We start from the raw sequence: 14193 nt of genomic DNA, 5'->3' as shown, positions 1-14193 counted from the left end.
TTTTACTCCTAAGTATATAAAGAAAGGGCATGGCGAATATGCTCAGTTAAGGTATTGAGCACCGCACGTTGGTTGTAATCGAGGGCTGGACGAATAAAAGGACGAGCAACTTGTTTGATGGTGCCGAACTCTTGAGCGCGAGCTTTCATATAATGAGGTTTTGTCGGCCCTACGGTGACCATAACAGCCCCATTCGTATTTTTTACTCGTGTCGTTTTGATGGTGATATTGTCTCGCATATGAGGTTCAGTGCTTTTTGCATCAAACCCTGCATGCGCTTCCATATCATCTTTCACAACTTGCATGGCTTCTCGCCCTGCTTCACGTAATATTTTGGTTTTTAACTCAACTTCTAACTGCTTTAATTTCCGACCTAATTCATCCAACCCTGTCACGCTAAGGTTGGTTATCACGTTGCACCCTCGGGATAAGTGATAATAAAATCACGATAAATGCGGTAGATTTTACGATTTTCCGTTTGCTCAATCATGTCCTGCAGAAAATTGCCTCGCTGAACAGTTTGAACAGGGTAGTTGCCAATATAACTGTGTTGAATAGCTTCCCACTCACGACAGAGAGTCGATTCCAGTTTTAATGCCTTTTGATAATCATCGGGAATTTGGATAACGATTTGAAAGCGAGCTTGAACCAGTGAGGTACATGCTAATCCAGAGTCTATCTTGGGATCACTAATCCGTTGATAGATAACCCCTTCTAATTTATCTGAAGGAAGTTTTAGCGGATAAGCTAGTAAGCCTGTAATTCGTTCAAGATCAGCCTTAATATCAACTTCTATCATGTTGAATATTCGCCTCCGTGGTAATAATGGTTCTATCAGACTGATTTCGGTCAACAGCGCGAACGGTAAATAGTCGCCCCTGATAGCCCACCAGCCACCCCATATCAACATCAGAACGGGGACGAATGGTGAAATGATAAGTTTCAATGACCTGATCTTGGTCAGCGGTACGAATTTTACGGTTCGACATCGATTCTGCTTTAGCCCATACCTCAGCCACTTTTTTTGAAACGACCTTTTCACTCCCTAAATCATCACGTTCAGTAACATAGTGAGAAAGAGAAATGCGTTTATTGAGTTCACCGGCTTTCATCATTCCTCACAAATTAATATGACGATAGGGATCGAGTAATAACTTAAATCCTGCGGGTAACACGGCCGTTTCTCTATTTTCATAGAAATTTCCAACCGCTAACATAAGGGCCAATTCAATATCATCAGTAATTAATAGGCCGTCAGGATCTCCCTCTGGAATATCTTTTTCGTAGAGATGTCGATTGATATACCCTTCAGCGCGTTGTTTTGCCGCTATCAGATAAGTTTTTAGTAATTCATCTTCTAATGTACTGCCCTCATCTAATCGACATTGTTGCTTCAATTTTTCTAGTGTGGGTAGTGGCATAAATCCCCCATACCTGCGACCTATCCCGATCGCAGGCACAAAAAAACCGCAATTAAGCGGTGACTGGTTTATTACTTACTAATGCTTATTTATTAGTACTACTCGTACCCTTCCCCACCAATGCCTTAATAGCAGAGGTATCTTCAAGCACACAGTCAAAACGATGGAAGGCTAAGAACGCAGTTTGGTCATAATCAGCATAACGCTCAACCAAACGCTTCAGGGTCATGTAGGTCACACGACGTAAAATGAAGCGGTCAAAGTCACCACAGAAGATGAATTTTTTACCCGCTTCCATTTTGTCGATCGCCTGATCAACTACATACTGCATACCTAAAATTTGTGCAGGGGCAACACCTGAAATGGACGGAAGCCATAAAGGGCGTTTTTGTGCATCTTCCATTAATTTTAGGTTTTTCAGTGTGTCATCATTAAAAGCAAGACGGAATTTAGGGCTATTGCGGTAAGCAGGATCAATCGCATGCTCTAATTCGGCAATATCTTTCCAGTTTAATGACGCACCTGATGCCTCAACCGTGCTTGTCACCGCTGTTTCCAAACCTGAAGGCTGTTGAGGTGTTCCTGTACCAGTACCTTTAATTAAGTATTTTGCTTCACCGCGACCAATGCGCTGAGCAATACGTGAGGCCAGATACGCTTGAATATCTACACTACTATCTTGCAGTAGCTCATTGGATACACGGATGATTTTTGATGTGAGTTTTTTAGCCCCTAAAATGGCGGTGCCAAACTCAACATCTTGTTCACCTGCTGCGGTGTTTTCGCCCAGTAATTCACCTTCTTCATTAGTGCCATCAGATGTTGACCACGTAATATCTTGACCGGTGGCAGTCGATAAAATTTGAGCCACACTTGCAATACCACCATAGGCTTTCATTTGATCAACAATCTTATTTAACATCTGAGTAGGAACAGTGTAACCCCCTTTTTCATCCGGTGAGGTGCCTTGAGCGCGGATCTCTTTTACCGCTTGACGCTCTTCAGCAGTAAGTTCACCAAAACCACAGCGCAGTAAGCGATCAAACGCTTGATTGCGACGCTCTGCTTGCTCTGTTTCAGGGTTATTCGGTTGTTGGCCACGCTGTTCTTTCTCTTTGTCATCAACAAAATCTTGATCTAATGAGCGTAGTTGCTCTTCACGCTGAATTTGTGCATCTAAATTTTCAAGTTCAGTTTGCGCTTTATTCCATTGGGTGCGTTGCTCTTCTGTCATCACATCATCACCCACTTTTTCGTGAATGGCGCGCATATCAATCGCGATAGTGTTACGTTTTTGTTTTAATTCATGAAGCTTCATAGTCATAGTATTACCTTATGCATTGAGTAAAGTCATAAGACGCTCACGCGCCAATTTTTGATTAATTGCTTTTTGGAGATCGCCACTGTCTCTGGCTTCTTTCCATGCATTCATTGAACGAACTGCAGAGTCTGCATCTTGATACGCAGGATAGGTGACAGGACTGACATCATAGAGTCGAGAAAATCGGGTTATTTCACGAATAACAACACCCTCATCATCCTGGTACCAGTCTTCACCGTCCCGCGCCACTCGAAATGCAAAAGAACTTTGATTGATATCGCCACGTTGCATCGGTGCCAACACTAAATCACGAATGGTTTGTGTATCAGGTGCCGTAATATCGTAAACAAGCCCACGTTCATTGACGCTAAGCGACAAGGTTCCTGCGGTTGTTCGCCCTAAAATATAATTTGGATCGTGATTAAATAACCCGCGCACATCATCATTGAGTACATCATCAAATGCGCCCGGCTTAATGATTTCACGGAACCCATAAATCAGCTCAGATCGGGAATCGAAAACAGAGCCTAAACCCACGATATGTGTCGGTTTATTTTCTTCTCCTGCTTCCGCCCGAACCTCACCGACATAACATCGTGTTTCTTTTTCACTGCTCATCGTTATCCCCTTTCGGTTCTTCTGTTTTTCCCCCTGCGAACTGAGTCGCATTGACGCTCACTAGCATTTCATCAAGACCATCAACAGGATTCATATCCTCAAAGGCACGCGCCTCATTACGGCTCATCCAACCATCCGTAATCGCAAAGTGGTAGAAATCAGCACGTTCTTTTGGTGTTCCACGTAGTAATCCCGCTAAATTAAATCGCACATAAAATCCGGCTGTTCTCTCTTGTCGAGTGAATAAGCGTCGATTTAACTCCTGCTCCCAGTTCACTACCCACGGCATGATGGTATGTCGTACAAACTGGATGGATTGTTCTGAGATGTTTGAGAAAGTAGCTTTTTCGAGGTCATTAATCATGTGAGCTGGCACATTGAAGATCCCTGCAATCATTGAGCGATTAAGTTTCAGCATATCAATCAATTGAGCATCAACAGGCGAAACTGTTAGCGCCTTGTAATCCAGATCCGCAGGTAAAAGCATGGTTTTATTTTCTTGGCTTCGTAGCATTCGGGAAGCTTTTTGCCACATATCCTTCAGTCGCTCCCAGCCCGCTGGCTGTATATCCCCTTTTACTGACACAATCCCCGCAGGACGTGCATTCCCTCCAAAGAAGGAGCTGGTATACTTCTGTCCACTCATCCCCATACCGATGGTTTCCGCATGCTGAGCAATGGGACTTAACCCCATACGCTGATTGTTCCCCAACGCTCGAATATGGATCATGTCATCAGGACTAATGGCAAAATTCCCCAATTCGTTATAAACGCCGTAAGTGTATCGACCACCAGTATTAAGCAGTGTCGTTTCCCACGGCATACAAGCTTCTAAATTTGTCACCTCGCCTTTTCGATTACGGATAACGTGCGTATAACCATTCCCCCACCCCAGCACATGACGCTCTTTTGTTTCGCGCCATTTATAGCTTGTTTGCCACTCGTTAGGCTCATCATGAACTAAATAAAACAAAGGATGATCACGCGCAGTTTCTACCCTATTACCTGACTTTCGCATTACATGAAGTGGCATCTGGGCAATAGACGATGAAAGCACATAAATACAGGCATAGACTGCTGCTAATTTCATGGATGTTTCAGGGCTAACATACACATCAGCCGTAAATAATCCGTCATTATCAATAGAGTCAGCCGTAATCGGTGTGTTAGGGTTCTCTAAACTGGGTGAGTCGTTGCGAAATAGAGCATCAATTAACACGTTTCCCCCTCATAGCTACCGCCAAGGCATAGGTTATTGCAATGCAACCACCGATAATCAGCGTGTTAGCAACACCATATTTTAGATAACACCCCGCCATAACCGCACCAACACCAGCCAGTGCAGTGATATCAAGTAATAAGTTTTTCATAGGAATAAAAGGTCTTCGTTAGGATCTAAAGAGGAAAGGAAGTCACCACCACTGCCACCATTCACCAATAATCGACTCATGCCTGTAAATAGTGCAACAGGGCCGTCAATTTTTGCCTCGGGTGTAGATTTATTAGGGAAAATATTGTCGTTTTTGTCCGGTTTAACTGTGACGTTCGACATCATCCAGTTCATAACAGGGTGTTGGCTATGATGAAACTTACCTGCATAAACCAGTGCTTCAATCTCTTTCATGGATTCGGAAAAGTTACGCACCGTTTGAGCAACCTCAACAAGGGGTAACCCTTCTTCAGCCAGTGATAAACTAAATTGTGTCGCACTCCACGGGTCAAAACCCAGTTCTTTTAAATTTTCACCATCCACCCACGCTATGATTTCTTCTTTAATTTGAGCGTGATCGACAACTTCACCATCAGTTAATTCAAGACACCCCATATCTGCCCATTTTCGGTAAAGTTCAGCCATTTGGCGAGAACAGCGTTCTAATCTCTCCTCAGGTAACCAGAATTTAAAATCAGCATGAACATGCCCATTGGTAGGCTGTTGCCACACTTTTACCGCGGCACAAATATCAATCTTATTAGCAAGGTCAACGCCCACCCATAATGGATAGGTTTTTAATTCATGTTGAGGTGCGAGTTCAGGTGCATCATCCCACTTCATCATGTCCATCCATGAAGATTCGGCTGTTACCCAAATATTCATGTGTTTTGTGAAGAAGTTAATCCGTGCAGAGACCTGCTCTTTGGCTTTCTTGGCTAAACGACGTAAATCATCCCAACGTTTACAAATACCGAGCCCCGGATTTGCCTTTTGCCACACGGTTTCATCAAAGGGGTCATCGTCTTTATCTAGCGTATAGATAATGCCAAAGAAAGAATCATCATCCACTTGACCACGAAGAACCTTAATCGCGTAATCCCGTAACTCGTAACAAATCCCCTCTTTATTAAAACCTGCGGTCGTGATACCAAAAAGAAGAGACTGCAGACGCGCACCGGTAGCGGTTTCTAATACGTCCCACACATCACGAGTTTTGTGTGCATGCAATTCATCAACAATACCGCAGTGAATGTTTAAACCATCAAGATTATTAGCATCACTGGAAAGCGGTTCAAACTTAGAGGCAGTTTCTTCTTGATAAATAGCGAGTTTATTAAATTCAAATAAACGCCCCAATGTCGCTTTGGACTTTTTCAGCATGTTCTTCGCATCTTCAAATACAATACGAGCCTGATCACGCGTTGTAGCTGCTGAGTAAACTTCGGCACCACCTTCACCATCAGCACCGGTCATATACAGCCCAATACCCGATGACAATGTGGATTTTGCATTTTTTCGCGCCACCTCGTTATAAGCTGTTCGATATCGACGAACCATAACAGGACGTCCGCTACCATCGTTACGAAGGACTACTTCACCCGTACTTTCATCAGTTAATGGACGAACAAACCCAAAGATATTGATGAGAATAAAAATATGCCAATCCATCAGGTCTATGGGTTTGCCCGCCAATGCACCTTTGACGTGAGGAACAAACTTATAGAAATTCAAAATATGCTGAGCACGAGGTTCACTAAACGTTATTCCTCGTTTCTCACCTTCCTTTAAATCATCGAGAAACCGCTGACAAGCAAGCCTAACCAATTCACCTGCAACAATTTTCCCTGTCACTACTTTCTCAGCATAACGAATGCCATCAATAACCTTTGCCATCTTTAATCTCTCGCTTTTAAAAATGCTGTAAATGGATCCTCTTCTGCTGGAGTCTTCATGGTGACTTTTGTTCGAGAAGCGGGAGTCATACCAAATTCACTTAACATGGCGCGAATACGTTTCCATGCGTCTGCCTTCATTGCAGCAGATGGATGCGCCTTTATCATCAATCCACTTTCTGTATTGTTTTTGTAGGTATAGCCTTCTTTATCGAGAACATCACAATGATGTCGATATTCAGTGTAAGCTTCGACGAGTAACTCCAATGCCTTAGCATCCATCTGACTCATGACACCCATTGCATCAAGTTCTTCAGCAATACGCTTAAACCAATACTTACCTTGCTTAGTGAAATGCTTCGGAGTTGGGGGTACCCCTTTTGGCGGTTTTGGCTCTTTTTTATTAATCGGTCGTTTTGATGGGTTCCCCCTCACCAATTGCAGATGTGACGGGGTTTTAGGCGGTCCAGCCATAATAGAAATCTCCTATCAATAATTGCTTGGGGTTCCCCAAAAAAAGTTTTCTAACCTGCGGTGATGTGAAAAGAGGTAAGGGGGCGGTCCTAGGTGGCGAGAGTGGTAGGGATTTGACCCGCCCCTCCTCCCTATACGTTATAATTTCAAGATGAAGATAAATATTTTTACAGGTTTATTTAATTAATATATATCAATAGGTTATATTTAATATTAGATTCTTTCTTTTGCGGTCTTAGTTCTATGGCATGGAATACATAACGACTGAAGGTTCTCTTCCGCATCGGTACCCCCATGCGCCTTAGCAATTATATGGTCAACTGTTTTTGCTTCGGTTGCTCGCCCTGCTTTTAAGCATTCTTGGCACAGATACTTATCACGCTTGAGTATACGAGCTCGTAACTTATCCCACTTGGTACCATAACCACGTTGATGGCGGCTCTTACCTTGCTGGTGGGTTTCCCACCCTAGGTTCTGATGGTCTTCACAGTAACCGTTACGTTCTGTTGTTGTCTTAGCGCATCCCTGTTTACGACATGCGCGAGGTATGCGAGGTGGCATCCGATCTCCTTAAAAAAATCTATATCTATTATTAACATGAGTTCAGGTTATTATTAGTAACTATCAAAATATAAGGATTTTTTATTATGAATATTTTCAACCCTACTATTTTCCCCGCAGTTACAGCTCTAATTGGTTCTCTTATTGGTGCAGGAATTACTGCCTGTAGTGGCTTATACATGGAAAGAAGAAGACATAGGAGAAATGTTGAAATATATACAGCAGGATTTATTGCTGAAGTCGAATCATTAGTTGAGATAATTAATATAAGGGGATATATCACAGATCTAGAAAGTACACTACAAACACTTCCCAAAGATCAATCGATATCATTCAACATCCTGATTCCTGATAACTATGCTCGCTTTTATGATGCGAATATTGCATACGTAGGTTTATTAAAGCCAACTACTGCTAAAAATTTAGTTATTTTTCACCAAATACTACAAGCCATAGTGCAAGATTTTAAGCCAGAATCCTTTTGTAGCGCCAATGGTCACAGCTATGACACACTGAAAGAATTACTTAACCTAGCTAATAAAGCAATACAATTAGCTGATGAAATTAAGCTAAATAAGTAGTTAACTGATTAATAAATATTGCATTGAGTATCGATGTAATTCTGTAGTCCTTTAATTATTTGCTCTGACTGTGCAATTCGCTCTCTGAGTAACCAATAATTTCGGATAGCGGTGTCAGTAGGTCTGGCGGTGGTTGCATCATCCATGCTGGTGGTGGAAGTGGTGGGGATTTTTGGACACTCGGCTTTGATGTACACCCGTTCAGGATTACGCTCACTAATATCACGCAAGCGACTAATTTCATTCTTTGCATTAACAAGCTCCTGTGTGTGCCTTGTATCAAGTTGATTTAGTCGCTCTATGCGTACTTGATAATCAGTATTGATAGCTTTTTGCTCTTCGAGTGTGGACATAAGTTCTTTGTTGTTTTCTGTCAGTGTGTTAATTCTTTTCGCTTGTGCATTAATCAGTACGCCACCACCAGCAATAATACCCACTATCACAATGACAATGTAAAGTTTCCAATGCTTCATAATTAGTACCGATGATGTGAGAGAGCTATCTGACAGCGCTTGTCTAAGCTTGCTTTATCGTTAATACATGAATTATCAATCGAGAGATAAATGCCACCAGCAACCGTGATGAGTAATATGAGGATAAAGCTGATAATGATAATTAAAGGTTTCCATGACATAGTGCTGACTCCGCATCTCTACGACTGACTAACCCTCTCCATACTTTTCCACCAGCATAAACCCAGCGTTTCATTTCTTCACAAGCGCCATACTGATCACCTGCGTTTAATTTCTTTAGCAACGTAGAACGTGCAAAAGCTGTGGTACCCACATTAAAAGCGAAGGAATATAGAGAAGCTTTTGTTTTATCATCGACTGGCACTTTAACCAGGACATCAACTTGCTGTTGAGTTCTGATAAAGTCTTTCTGCAGTAATTCATCACATTCTTGCTGTGTGTATGTCTTATCTTGAATGATGTCGTTTCCAGTGTGGCCATAACAAACCGTCAGAATTCCAGCAACATCACGATAAGGTTCATAACGAACACCTTCAAAGTAACCAATCACTGTTATCGCAATACTTACCGCACCAGCACTCGCAACTGCAGCTACCTTTTGTTTTAGATTCATTAAATGTCCTTTTTAGCTTTAGTTAGCATCTCGCCAACTATCTTTTCTATGTCTTGCTGATCGCTAGAACAATTGCGATGAACTAATTCAGCAAATAACGCTGTTCGTTTCCGTTGTTCTCGCTGTGTCATAAAGTAAGTTGCTAATCCAAGGAGCATGCTGAATCCCATCCCTATTACAAATCCCCATTCATAAAGTGAGAGACTTGCAAAAAAGGCGGTTAAGCCAGCCGTTCCGTAGGTAGCATTGGTCAATTTTTCCATGCGCATATACACCCCCTACGGAGTGTCCGAGTTTAGTTAAAGGAATACAGGCACACAGTTATTGTGTGAAGTGATTAGTGCGTAATAAGAAGAATCTCTTAACCTAAATCATTAACTAGGCTATTCTTTGTAGTACCTATAATAGCACCCCACATTCAGGCGGCGCTTAGTTATGGTTTGATGTGTTTTTCTATACTATACTGTATAAATAAACAGTATATTAGGGAAAGGAAACAGTTTATGAATAAACTAGCCAGATTATTACTAACAGCAAGTTCAATTGCACCAGTGTGTATAACCCTTGCTTTCATTGGATTTATCAAAGACTCTATGTGGCTTGTCTATTCGTCCGTGACTGTTTGTGTTTTAAGCTTTTTTTCTTGTGTATTTTTTATACATATTGCTAAGCAACGATTATGTGAACTAACTAAAAACATTGATTCAATATCACCAGCTAATAAAGAGGTAACAAACTACTTCATAAGCTACTTGTTCCCTCTCTTAGGCACGGATTCTATCTCTACTGATTGGAAGTATGCTCTATTTTTTTACGCTTCTTTATTATTCTATATTTCATTTTCTGAAAACTATAATTTCAATCCATTATTATCAGCGATGGGATATAAGTTTTATGAAGCAGAAGATGATACTGGGGTCGGTTTTGTTCTAATCTCTAAAGACGTTATTTTAGATATAAAGAATAAAAAATTCACAGTTGTACAACTAACTGATTACACTTACTTACATGTTGGATGATACTAATATGCCATTATTTGCTCTCATGGATAAGGATGTTGCTATCCCTATTGTTAGAATAGTCACAGATAAAGCTACAGATAAAAAAGTTACTGAAATATTTCAACAACAATTTGAATATTTCAAAAGCCATTACGACCAACAAATCGAGTTTTATGCTGGGTATTCCCCTAGATATAATGAGTGTTTTTTTCTAGATGATTTCGATGAAGCATTACCTCTAATCGATGCTATTAATAGAAACACTGCAATACCCAAACTTGACCATAAAAAAATTCCTATGTCAGGAATAAAATGTTTATTTGTTTGTACTGCATTCCCAAACAGTCCAGATAAAATAGCCATTCAGTCATTTAACAAAGGTCAAATACTCAACATAGATCGCTCTCTGTGGCTGAGTAAAAAAACCTTTTCCATGATGGATGGAGTTGGATTTAATCTAGATGATAAGCTTGTCGCAGTAATAGAAGGAAAGACGATTAAATTTAAAAGCTTTCAACGATTAAGATCCATTTTTGATATGGAAAAATATTTTAGTGAAGCAACTGACGACGATGTGAAATCTTTTAGTCAACATTGTAAATTTAAAACAGAAGTTGGATTTGATTTACTTTCAGTGGCGGATACTGTCGTTAGAACTAAAATTACCTTAATTAATAATTCAGGCGTATTAGACATTGATTTAAAAAAATTAAAATCTGCTGCAAAAAAAGTTAAATTTGACCTCAAAACAACAACTGATGCATCTGGGGTTGAAGTGATAGCTATGCCGACCACCAAAAAAGAAATAAAAAACCTATTAACATTCCTTGATGAAGACTATTTTACTTCTGAGATAAGTAAAACCATTTATAGATCTAACTCAAAAAGACCTGTTAACAAATAAATAAAAACCTCGCTATGCGCGAGGTTTCATTCTATAAGTTAGGTGACAACGTATTCACTCTTATCACATTAGCACCCAAAATTCGTAACGAAAAGCATTTAACTGTCAATTGTTGTTTTATTTGTCCATTCATCCATTTCTAAAACTACACCAGTCATAATTAAACAAGCATCAATAAAGGTTTCTGCTATCATGAGTTTTTGTCTAATTTTACCCTCTGAACACTTCATATCCCTTGCGATTGCTGATTTTGAAATATTCTTTATATAGTGTTTTTCTATCAAATCGTATTCGTCTTTCCTTCCTACTTTTATTAATTGCCCAACAGCTGAATCAATAATTATTCCATCATCATCACAGCAAGAAACACGACTTTTGTTTGTGCTCGGGAGCAATCCCTTAAACCCTGCAGCTATTGATGAGTAATCCACACTATTACCCTCATTCGCTGACCATGCTCCCCAACGCGATAAAACTTCCTGCATATCTCTCATGCCTAATACTCCTCGTGCCGTACACACGTTAAATAAATGCACCGATGCCTAATGAACGGTTTAAAAAATGAAATAACAAATCGAGTTGATTGCCGTGAGAGGCTTCCCACTGTTTTGGGTCACGATGTAACTCGTCATGATGAATGCGACACAATGGAATAGTGAATAAGTCATGAGTCTTAGTGCTCATTCCACCCATGCCATGACCAATAATATGGTGCGGATCATCAGCCTGTTGCCCGCACACACAACATGGTTGAGTCTTCACCCATTGCAACCAGTTGGTATTTTCCCAACGTTGCATTTTAGGTTTAAGAAGAAATGACGCTGGTGGCTCAGGATCAACCGCAACTTTAATAACCGGCTTTATGGCATCTAACCGCTCATTCATTGCAGATAATGCTGTTACGTTGCTTGGGATAATGTCAGCTTCTGGAAAACCACCGTGAACTCTGCGTTCTTCTTGTTTATCTGACCAATTTAAAATCTGGCGCAATATCGCTTCGGGTAATTCATCAACCAAGTTATGCATAACCGCAAATGAGAAAAAATCAGGTATCGTTAGCTGGTGGTCATCATCTAATCTCAAGCGAAAACGAATAGTATCCAACATCCAATTGATACGATTTTTATGAGCTAATTCAGCAACCCACCCAGCAAATGAATTTCTAATATGGTTATCATGATGCCAACAAGTGCGGATCACGCCCGCTTCATGAAATGTCGTTACTAATTCGTGATGATGGTAATTATCTTCATCATTATCAATCTGGCAGCACTTGATATTACGGATAACCCACGTATCCATCGGTGATACTTTATCAATGGTATGGATCACTTTTTTGCTATTAAGAAATTGGACGATGTGCTTATTGTTTAAAATAGGCTGTTCATCACCCGTTAATGCACCAGAGGGCAACACATCTAAACTTTTAGGCACATCACTGATAATCACACGATGGTGCTTTTTAAATTGCTCGAGTAATTCAGCACCCGGTTTAAGTAACACAACACCAAGTTCTGGCTGAATGTAGGGTGTTAACAGTAATTTCATTAGATGATATCCCCTACTTTATATTCAGCCCATAACCCTGCGATCCACTTAACGCCTTTAGCGGTAAACCGTGATTGTGCAAATGCATGGTTATTGGTTTGGTTAGTGCCTGTCTTTATCTCAAAGCGACCAAGGTCTACATGGGTTTGATAAGGCGTAAAAGTATTATTCAGGCGATACATGATTTTCTTATCTATTAGAAAACAGCGAAAATCCGTTTCTTTCACCTGCAGTAATTTACACACTTGTCGAAATGTCATAGAACCAGTGGATAAAACATAATTATCAACAAACTGAGCCTTAGGCATGGCAATCGCCAACTCACTTTCTAGCTTTTGTTTTTCTTCTGCCAAGTCTGCAGCTAATCGCAATGCCTCTGGTAATGTTTGAGGAATGATTGGTTGCATTTTTGACTCCAGTTCCTGCCACCGATCGACAATTTTCGCTGTAAATTGAGGTGACAATCGAGCCACCAGCACTAGTGAGTCCCTTTTATTAAAACGGTATTCAGTATATTGATTGCCATTATGCTCAAAAGGGAACTCAGCCAATGGCTGGGTTAAAATTTGAGCAATAAAAAGCCTATCTGCAGAACGTTTAACATCTGAGTGATTACTGCCCGTTAAACTGGCAATATCTCTACTCGACATAGTTAATTCGCGATTCATTGCAGGTAATGCTGAAACTTCCATTGTTCTTTGCATCATGCTATTTCTCTCCACGCTTACTCGTGTCCGTACATCACGTTATTAAATGAGCGGATAGTGATTTCTAACTTTCCACCCTTTACGACTTCCATTAACATCACATCCATATGCTTTACCTGCTGATCATCTTCCCAAATACCCGCATGTGTTAATGCATCAAATGGGGCCTTTAAAAAGTTATCAATGTCCCTGCGCTGTTTTGTTGGTGGGTATAAACGAACCAGGACAGAGACATTTTCTTTAATAGCTTTGGGTTTTCGTTTTAACTGCTCATATACAGAAGCAATGGTGTTAATTCGAAACTTACGCCCTTTTTCACTGATCAGCGTTCTACCCTTAATGTTTCTCCAATACGAGTTAACACTAGGTGGAAATGGCAATGTGAGCATGAGTTCAGGCATAAGTCCCCCATAAGCCAATTAGCAATGTCACTACAAACCAAAAACCAACGAACAAAATGTATTTAGTTAGCATTAGTGATTACCTCTTACTGAACTTACTAATGAATCGTAGGGCTCGGTTGGTAATTTCCCCATGAGTGCAAAATTAGAAGTGGCGTGTTTTACCCATTTGATAGTTGGCAACGAGCATTTTTTAGCCTTCTGAATATTCAACTTTTCAATGTAGACTGACTCACCTGATTTACGTGATTCTGTTATTGCTGAATAAACTCTTTCTGCCTCTTTAGTTACTCTGTAGCGTAATGGACGTTCTTCGCTAATTCTGACTAATGCACCTAAAGTCCAAAGGTGTGCCAGTGCTCTTGATGCGCCAGCTAAATTAGTGTCTAAATAACGAATAACAATGTCGCGATCTACTACTTCACCGACTTTGTACAACGCTAAGATTTGCTCTGTGATTTTCAT

Annotated in this window: 22 protein-coding genes; 3 read left to right on the top strand and 19 right to left on the bottom strand. The window is 40.6% G+C overall.

Translation table 11 applies throughout. From position 1 onward, the window contains the following. Positions 1–8: 8 nt before the first annotated feature. The 11 genes from GWJ01_RS09850 to GWJ01_RS09805 all read right to left on the bottom strand — a co-directional run bounded on the left by GWJ01_RS09850 (position 9) and on the right by GWJ01_RS09805 (position 7500). Positions 9–410 carry an HK97-gp10 family putative phage morphogenesis protein gene (locus GWJ01_RS09850; protein ID WP_161711054.1) on the bottom strand — a complete coding sequence of 134 codons (402 nt, stop codon included), beginning with the start codon at positions 408–410 and terminating at the stop codon, positions 9–11. Continuing rightward, positions 410–799 carry a hypothetical protein gene (locus tag GWJ01_RS09845; RefSeq protein ID WP_161711040.1) on the bottom strand — a complete coding sequence of 130 codons (390 nt, stop codon included), beginning with the start codon at positions 797–799 and terminating at the stop codon, positions 410–412. The genes GWJ01_RS09850 and GWJ01_RS09845 overlap by 1 nt, the downstream gene beginning before the upstream one ends. After that, positions 786–1112, bottom strand: coding sequence for a phage head closure protein (locus GWJ01_RS09840; RefSeq protein WP_161706122.1), 327 nt, complete (start codon positions 1110–1112; stop codon positions 786–788). The genes GWJ01_RS09845 and GWJ01_RS09840 overlap by 14 nt, the downstream gene beginning before the upstream one ends. A gap of 6 nt (positions 1113–1118) precedes the next feature. Next, a complete protein-coding gene (locus GWJ01_RS09835; RefSeq protein WP_161706121.1) occupies positions 1119–1421 on the bottom strand; it encodes a head-tail connector protein in 303 nt (100 codons plus the stop codon). 85 nt (positions 1422–1506) lie between these two features. Next, on the bottom strand, positions 1507–2739 hold the full coding sequence (locus GWJ01_RS09830; RefSeq protein ID WP_202611182.1) for a phage major capsid protein: 1233 nt from the start codon (positions 2737–2739) through the stop codon (positions 1507–1509). A 15-nt stretch (positions 2740–2754) separates the two neighbouring features. Further along, the gene (locus GWJ01_RS09825) at positions 2755–3360 is read right to left on the bottom strand and encodes an HK97 family phage prohead protease (protein WP_006533922.1); all 606 of its coding nucleotides are present in this window, start codon (positions 3358–3360) and stop codon (positions 2755–2757) included. Beyond that, positions 3350–4579, bottom strand: a complete 1230-nt coding sequence (locus GWJ01_RS09820; protein WP_161711038.1) for a phage portal protein — start codon at positions 4577–4579, stop codon at positions 3350–3352. Before GWJ01_RS09820 ends, GWJ01_RS09825 begins: the two co-directional genes overlap by 11 nt. Beyond that, positions 4569–4730 (bottom strand): hypothetical protein, encoded by a 162-nt coding sequence (locus GWJ01_RS18705; RefSeq protein WP_006533924.1) that lies wholly within the window; start codon positions 4728–4730, stop codon positions 4569–4571. The genes GWJ01_RS09820 and GWJ01_RS18705 overlap by 11 nt, the downstream gene beginning before the upstream one ends. Next, a complete protein-coding gene (locus GWJ01_RS09815; protein ID WP_161711037.1) occupies positions 4727–6466 on the bottom strand; it encodes a terminase large subunit in 1740 nt (579 codons plus the stop codon). Before GWJ01_RS09815 ends, GWJ01_RS18705 begins: the two co-directional genes overlap by 4 nt. A 2-nt stretch (positions 6467–6468) precedes the next feature. Continuing rightward, positions 6469–6939, bottom strand: coding sequence for a phage terminase small subunit P27 family (locus GWJ01_RS09810; RefSeq protein WP_074924471.1), 471 nt, complete (start codon positions 6937–6939; stop codon positions 6469–6471). Positions 6940–7152: 213 nt separating this feature from the next. Beyond that, on the bottom strand, positions 7153–7500 hold the full coding sequence (locus GWJ01_RS09805) for an HNH endonuclease (RefSeq protein WP_161711036.1): 348 nt from the start codon (positions 7498–7500) through the stop codon (positions 7153–7155). Between the two features lie 86 nt (positions 7501–7586). Here GWJ01_RS09805 and GWJ01_RS09800 point away from each other — a divergent pair, with 86 nt between their 5' ends. Then, positions 7587–8081 (top strand): hypothetical protein, encoded by a 495-nt coding sequence (locus tag GWJ01_RS09800; RefSeq protein ID WP_036901031.1) that lies wholly within the window; start codon positions 7587–7589, stop codon positions 8079–8081. 8 nt (positions 8082–8089) lie between these two features. Here the strand turns inward: GWJ01_RS09800 and GWJ01_RS09795 are convergent, their stop codons facing one another. The 3 genes from GWJ01_RS09795 to GWJ01_RS09785 form a co-directional block, all read right to left on the bottom strand. Then, positions 8090–8554 carry a lysis protein gene (locus GWJ01_RS09795; protein WP_161711035.1) on the bottom strand — a complete coding sequence of 155 codons (465 nt, stop codon included), beginning with the start codon at positions 8552–8554 and terminating at the stop codon, positions 8090–8092. Between the two features lie 142 nt (positions 8555–8696). Continuing rightward, entirely contained in the window at positions 8697–9167 is a 471-nt protein-coding gene (locus GWJ01_RS09790; protein ID WP_161711034.1) for a lysozyme, read from the bottom strand. Next, positions 9167–9436 (bottom strand): hypothetical protein, encoded by a 270-nt coding sequence (locus tag GWJ01_RS09785; protein ID WP_161711033.1) that lies wholly within the window; start codon positions 9434–9436, stop codon positions 9167–9169. Before GWJ01_RS09785 ends, GWJ01_RS09790 begins: the two co-directional genes overlap by 1 nt. Before the next feature lie 234 nt (positions 9437–9670). Between GWJ01_RS09785 and GWJ01_RS09780 the strand changes: the two genes are divergently transcribed. Beyond that, a complete protein-coding gene (locus GWJ01_RS09780; protein ID WP_161711032.1) occupies positions 9671–10186 on the top strand; it encodes a hypothetical protein in 516 nt (171 codons plus the stop codon). 7 nt (positions 10187–10193) lie between these two features. After that, positions 10194–11072 carry a hypothetical protein gene (locus tag GWJ01_RS09775; protein WP_161711031.1) on the top strand — a complete coding sequence of 293 codons (879 nt, stop codon included), beginning with the start codon at positions 10194–10196 and terminating at the stop codon, positions 11070–11072. Positions 11073–11170: 98 nt separating this feature from the next. On the opposite strand, the gene GWJ01_RS09770 is transcribed toward GWJ01_RS09775, so the two are convergent. From GWJ01_RS09770 to GWJ01_RS09750, 5 genes are all read right to left on the bottom strand, one after another. Further along, positions 11171–11566 carry an antiterminator Q family protein gene (locus GWJ01_RS09770; RefSeq protein ID WP_161711030.1) on the bottom strand — a complete coding sequence of 132 codons (396 nt, stop codon included), beginning with the start codon at positions 11564–11566 and terminating at the stop codon, positions 11171–11173. 28 nt (positions 11567–11594) lie between these two features. After that, positions 11595–12620, bottom strand: a complete 1026-nt coding sequence (locus GWJ01_RS09765; protein WP_161711029.1) for a DUF968 domain-containing protein — start codon at positions 12618–12620, stop codon at positions 11595–11597. Then, on the bottom strand, positions 12620–13327 hold the full coding sequence (locus GWJ01_RS09760) for a phage antirepressor KilAC domain-containing protein (RefSeq protein ID WP_161711028.1): 708 nt from the start codon (positions 13325–13327) through the stop codon (positions 12620–12622). Before GWJ01_RS09760 ends, GWJ01_RS09765 begins: the two co-directional genes overlap by 1 nt. Before the next feature lie 17 nt (positions 13328–13344). After that, positions 13345–13728 (bottom strand): RusA family crossover junction endodeoxyribonuclease, encoded by a 384-nt coding sequence (locus GWJ01_RS09755; RefSeq protein ID WP_036904907.1) that lies wholly within the window; start codon positions 13726–13728, stop codon positions 13345–13347. A gap of 72 nt (positions 13729–13800) precedes the next feature. Further along, a partial coding sequence (locus tag GWJ01_RS09750) for a hypothetical protein (RefSeq protein WP_161711027.1) occupies positions 13801–14193 on the bottom strand: 393 nt, incomplete at its 5' end.

The sequence above is a fragment of the Proteus sp. G2618 genome (assembly GCF_009915995.1).
Taxonomy (GTDB): Bacteria; Pseudomonadota; Gammaproteobacteria; order Enterobacterales; family Enterobacteriaceae; genus Proteus; species Proteus terrae.
The sequence above is the reverse complement of the archived record's forward strand: the minus strand, read 5'-3'. Positions and strand labels throughout refer to the sequence as shown.

Coding starts and splice junctions, on each gene's coding strand:
- GWJ01_RS18705 (WP_006533924.1), bottom strand. CDS start 4,730: ATGAAAAACTTATTACTTGATATCACTGCACTGGCTGGTGTTGGTGCG.
- GWJ01_RS09835 (WP_161706121.1), bottom strand. CDS start 1,421: ATGCCACTACCCACACTAGAAAAATTGAAGCAACAATGTCGATTAGAT.
- GWJ01_RS09770 (WP_161711030.1), bottom strand. CDS start 11,566: ATGAGAGATATGCAGGAAGTTTTATCGCGTTGGGGAGCATGGTCAGCG.
- GWJ01_RS09845 (WP_161711040.1), bottom strand. CDS start 799: ATGATAGAAGTTGATATTAAGGCTGATCTTGAACGAATTACAGGCTTA.
- GWJ01_RS09815 (WP_161711037.1), bottom strand. CDS start 6,466: ATGGCAAAGGTTATTGATGGCATTCGTTATGCTGAGAAAGTAGTGACA.
- GWJ01_RS09790 (WP_161711034.1), bottom strand. CDS start 9,167: ATGAATCTAAAACAAAAGGTAGCTGCAGTTGCGAGTGCTGGTGCGGTA.
- GWJ01_RS09795 (WP_161711035.1), bottom strand. CDS start 8,554: ATGAAGCATTGGAAACTTTACATTGTCATTGTGATAGTGGGTATTATT.
- GWJ01_RS09825 (WP_006533922.1), bottom strand. CDS start 3,360: ATGAGCAGTGAAAAAGAAACACGATGTTATGTCGGTGAGGTTCGGGCG.
- GWJ01_RS09800 (WP_036901031.1), top strand. CDS start 7,587: ATGAATATTTTCAACCCTACTATTTTCCCCGCAGTTACAGCTCTAATT.
- GWJ01_RS09775 (WP_161711031.1), top strand. CDS start 10,194: ATGCCATTATTTGCTCTCATGGATAAGGATGTTGCTATCCCTATTGTT.
- GWJ01_RS09810 (WP_074924471.1), bottom strand. CDS start 6,939: ATGGCTGGACCGCCTAAAACCCCGTCACATCTGCAATTGGTGAGGGGG.
- GWJ01_RS09785 (WP_161711033.1), bottom strand. CDS start 9,436: ATGCGCATGGAAAAATTGACCAATGCTACCTACGGAACGGCTGGCTTA.
- GWJ01_RS09760 (WP_161711028.1), bottom strand. CDS start 13,327: ATGATGCAAAGAACAATGGAAGTTTCAGCATTACCTGCAATGAATCGC.
- GWJ01_RS09840 (WP_161706122.1), bottom strand. CDS start 1,112: ATGAAAGCCGGTGAACTCAATAAACGCATTTCTCTTTCTCACTATGTT.
- GWJ01_RS09805 (WP_161711036.1), bottom strand. CDS start 7,500: ATGCCACCTCGCATACCTCGCGCATGTCGTAAACAGGGATGCGCTAAG.
- GWJ01_RS09780 (WP_161711032.1), top strand. CDS start 9,671: ATGAATAAACTAGCCAGATTATTACTAACAGCAAGTTCAATTGCACCA.
- GWJ01_RS09765 (WP_161711029.1), bottom strand. CDS start 12,620: ATGAAATTACTGTTAACACCCTACATTCAGCCAGAACTTGGTGTTGTG.
- GWJ01_RS09755 (WP_036904907.1), bottom strand. CDS start 13,728: ATGCCTGAACTCATGCTCACATTGCCATTTCCACCTAGTGTTAACTCG.
- GWJ01_RS09830 (WP_202611182.1), bottom strand. CDS start 2,739: ATGAAGCTTCATGAATTAAAACAAAAACGTAACACTATCGCGATTGAT.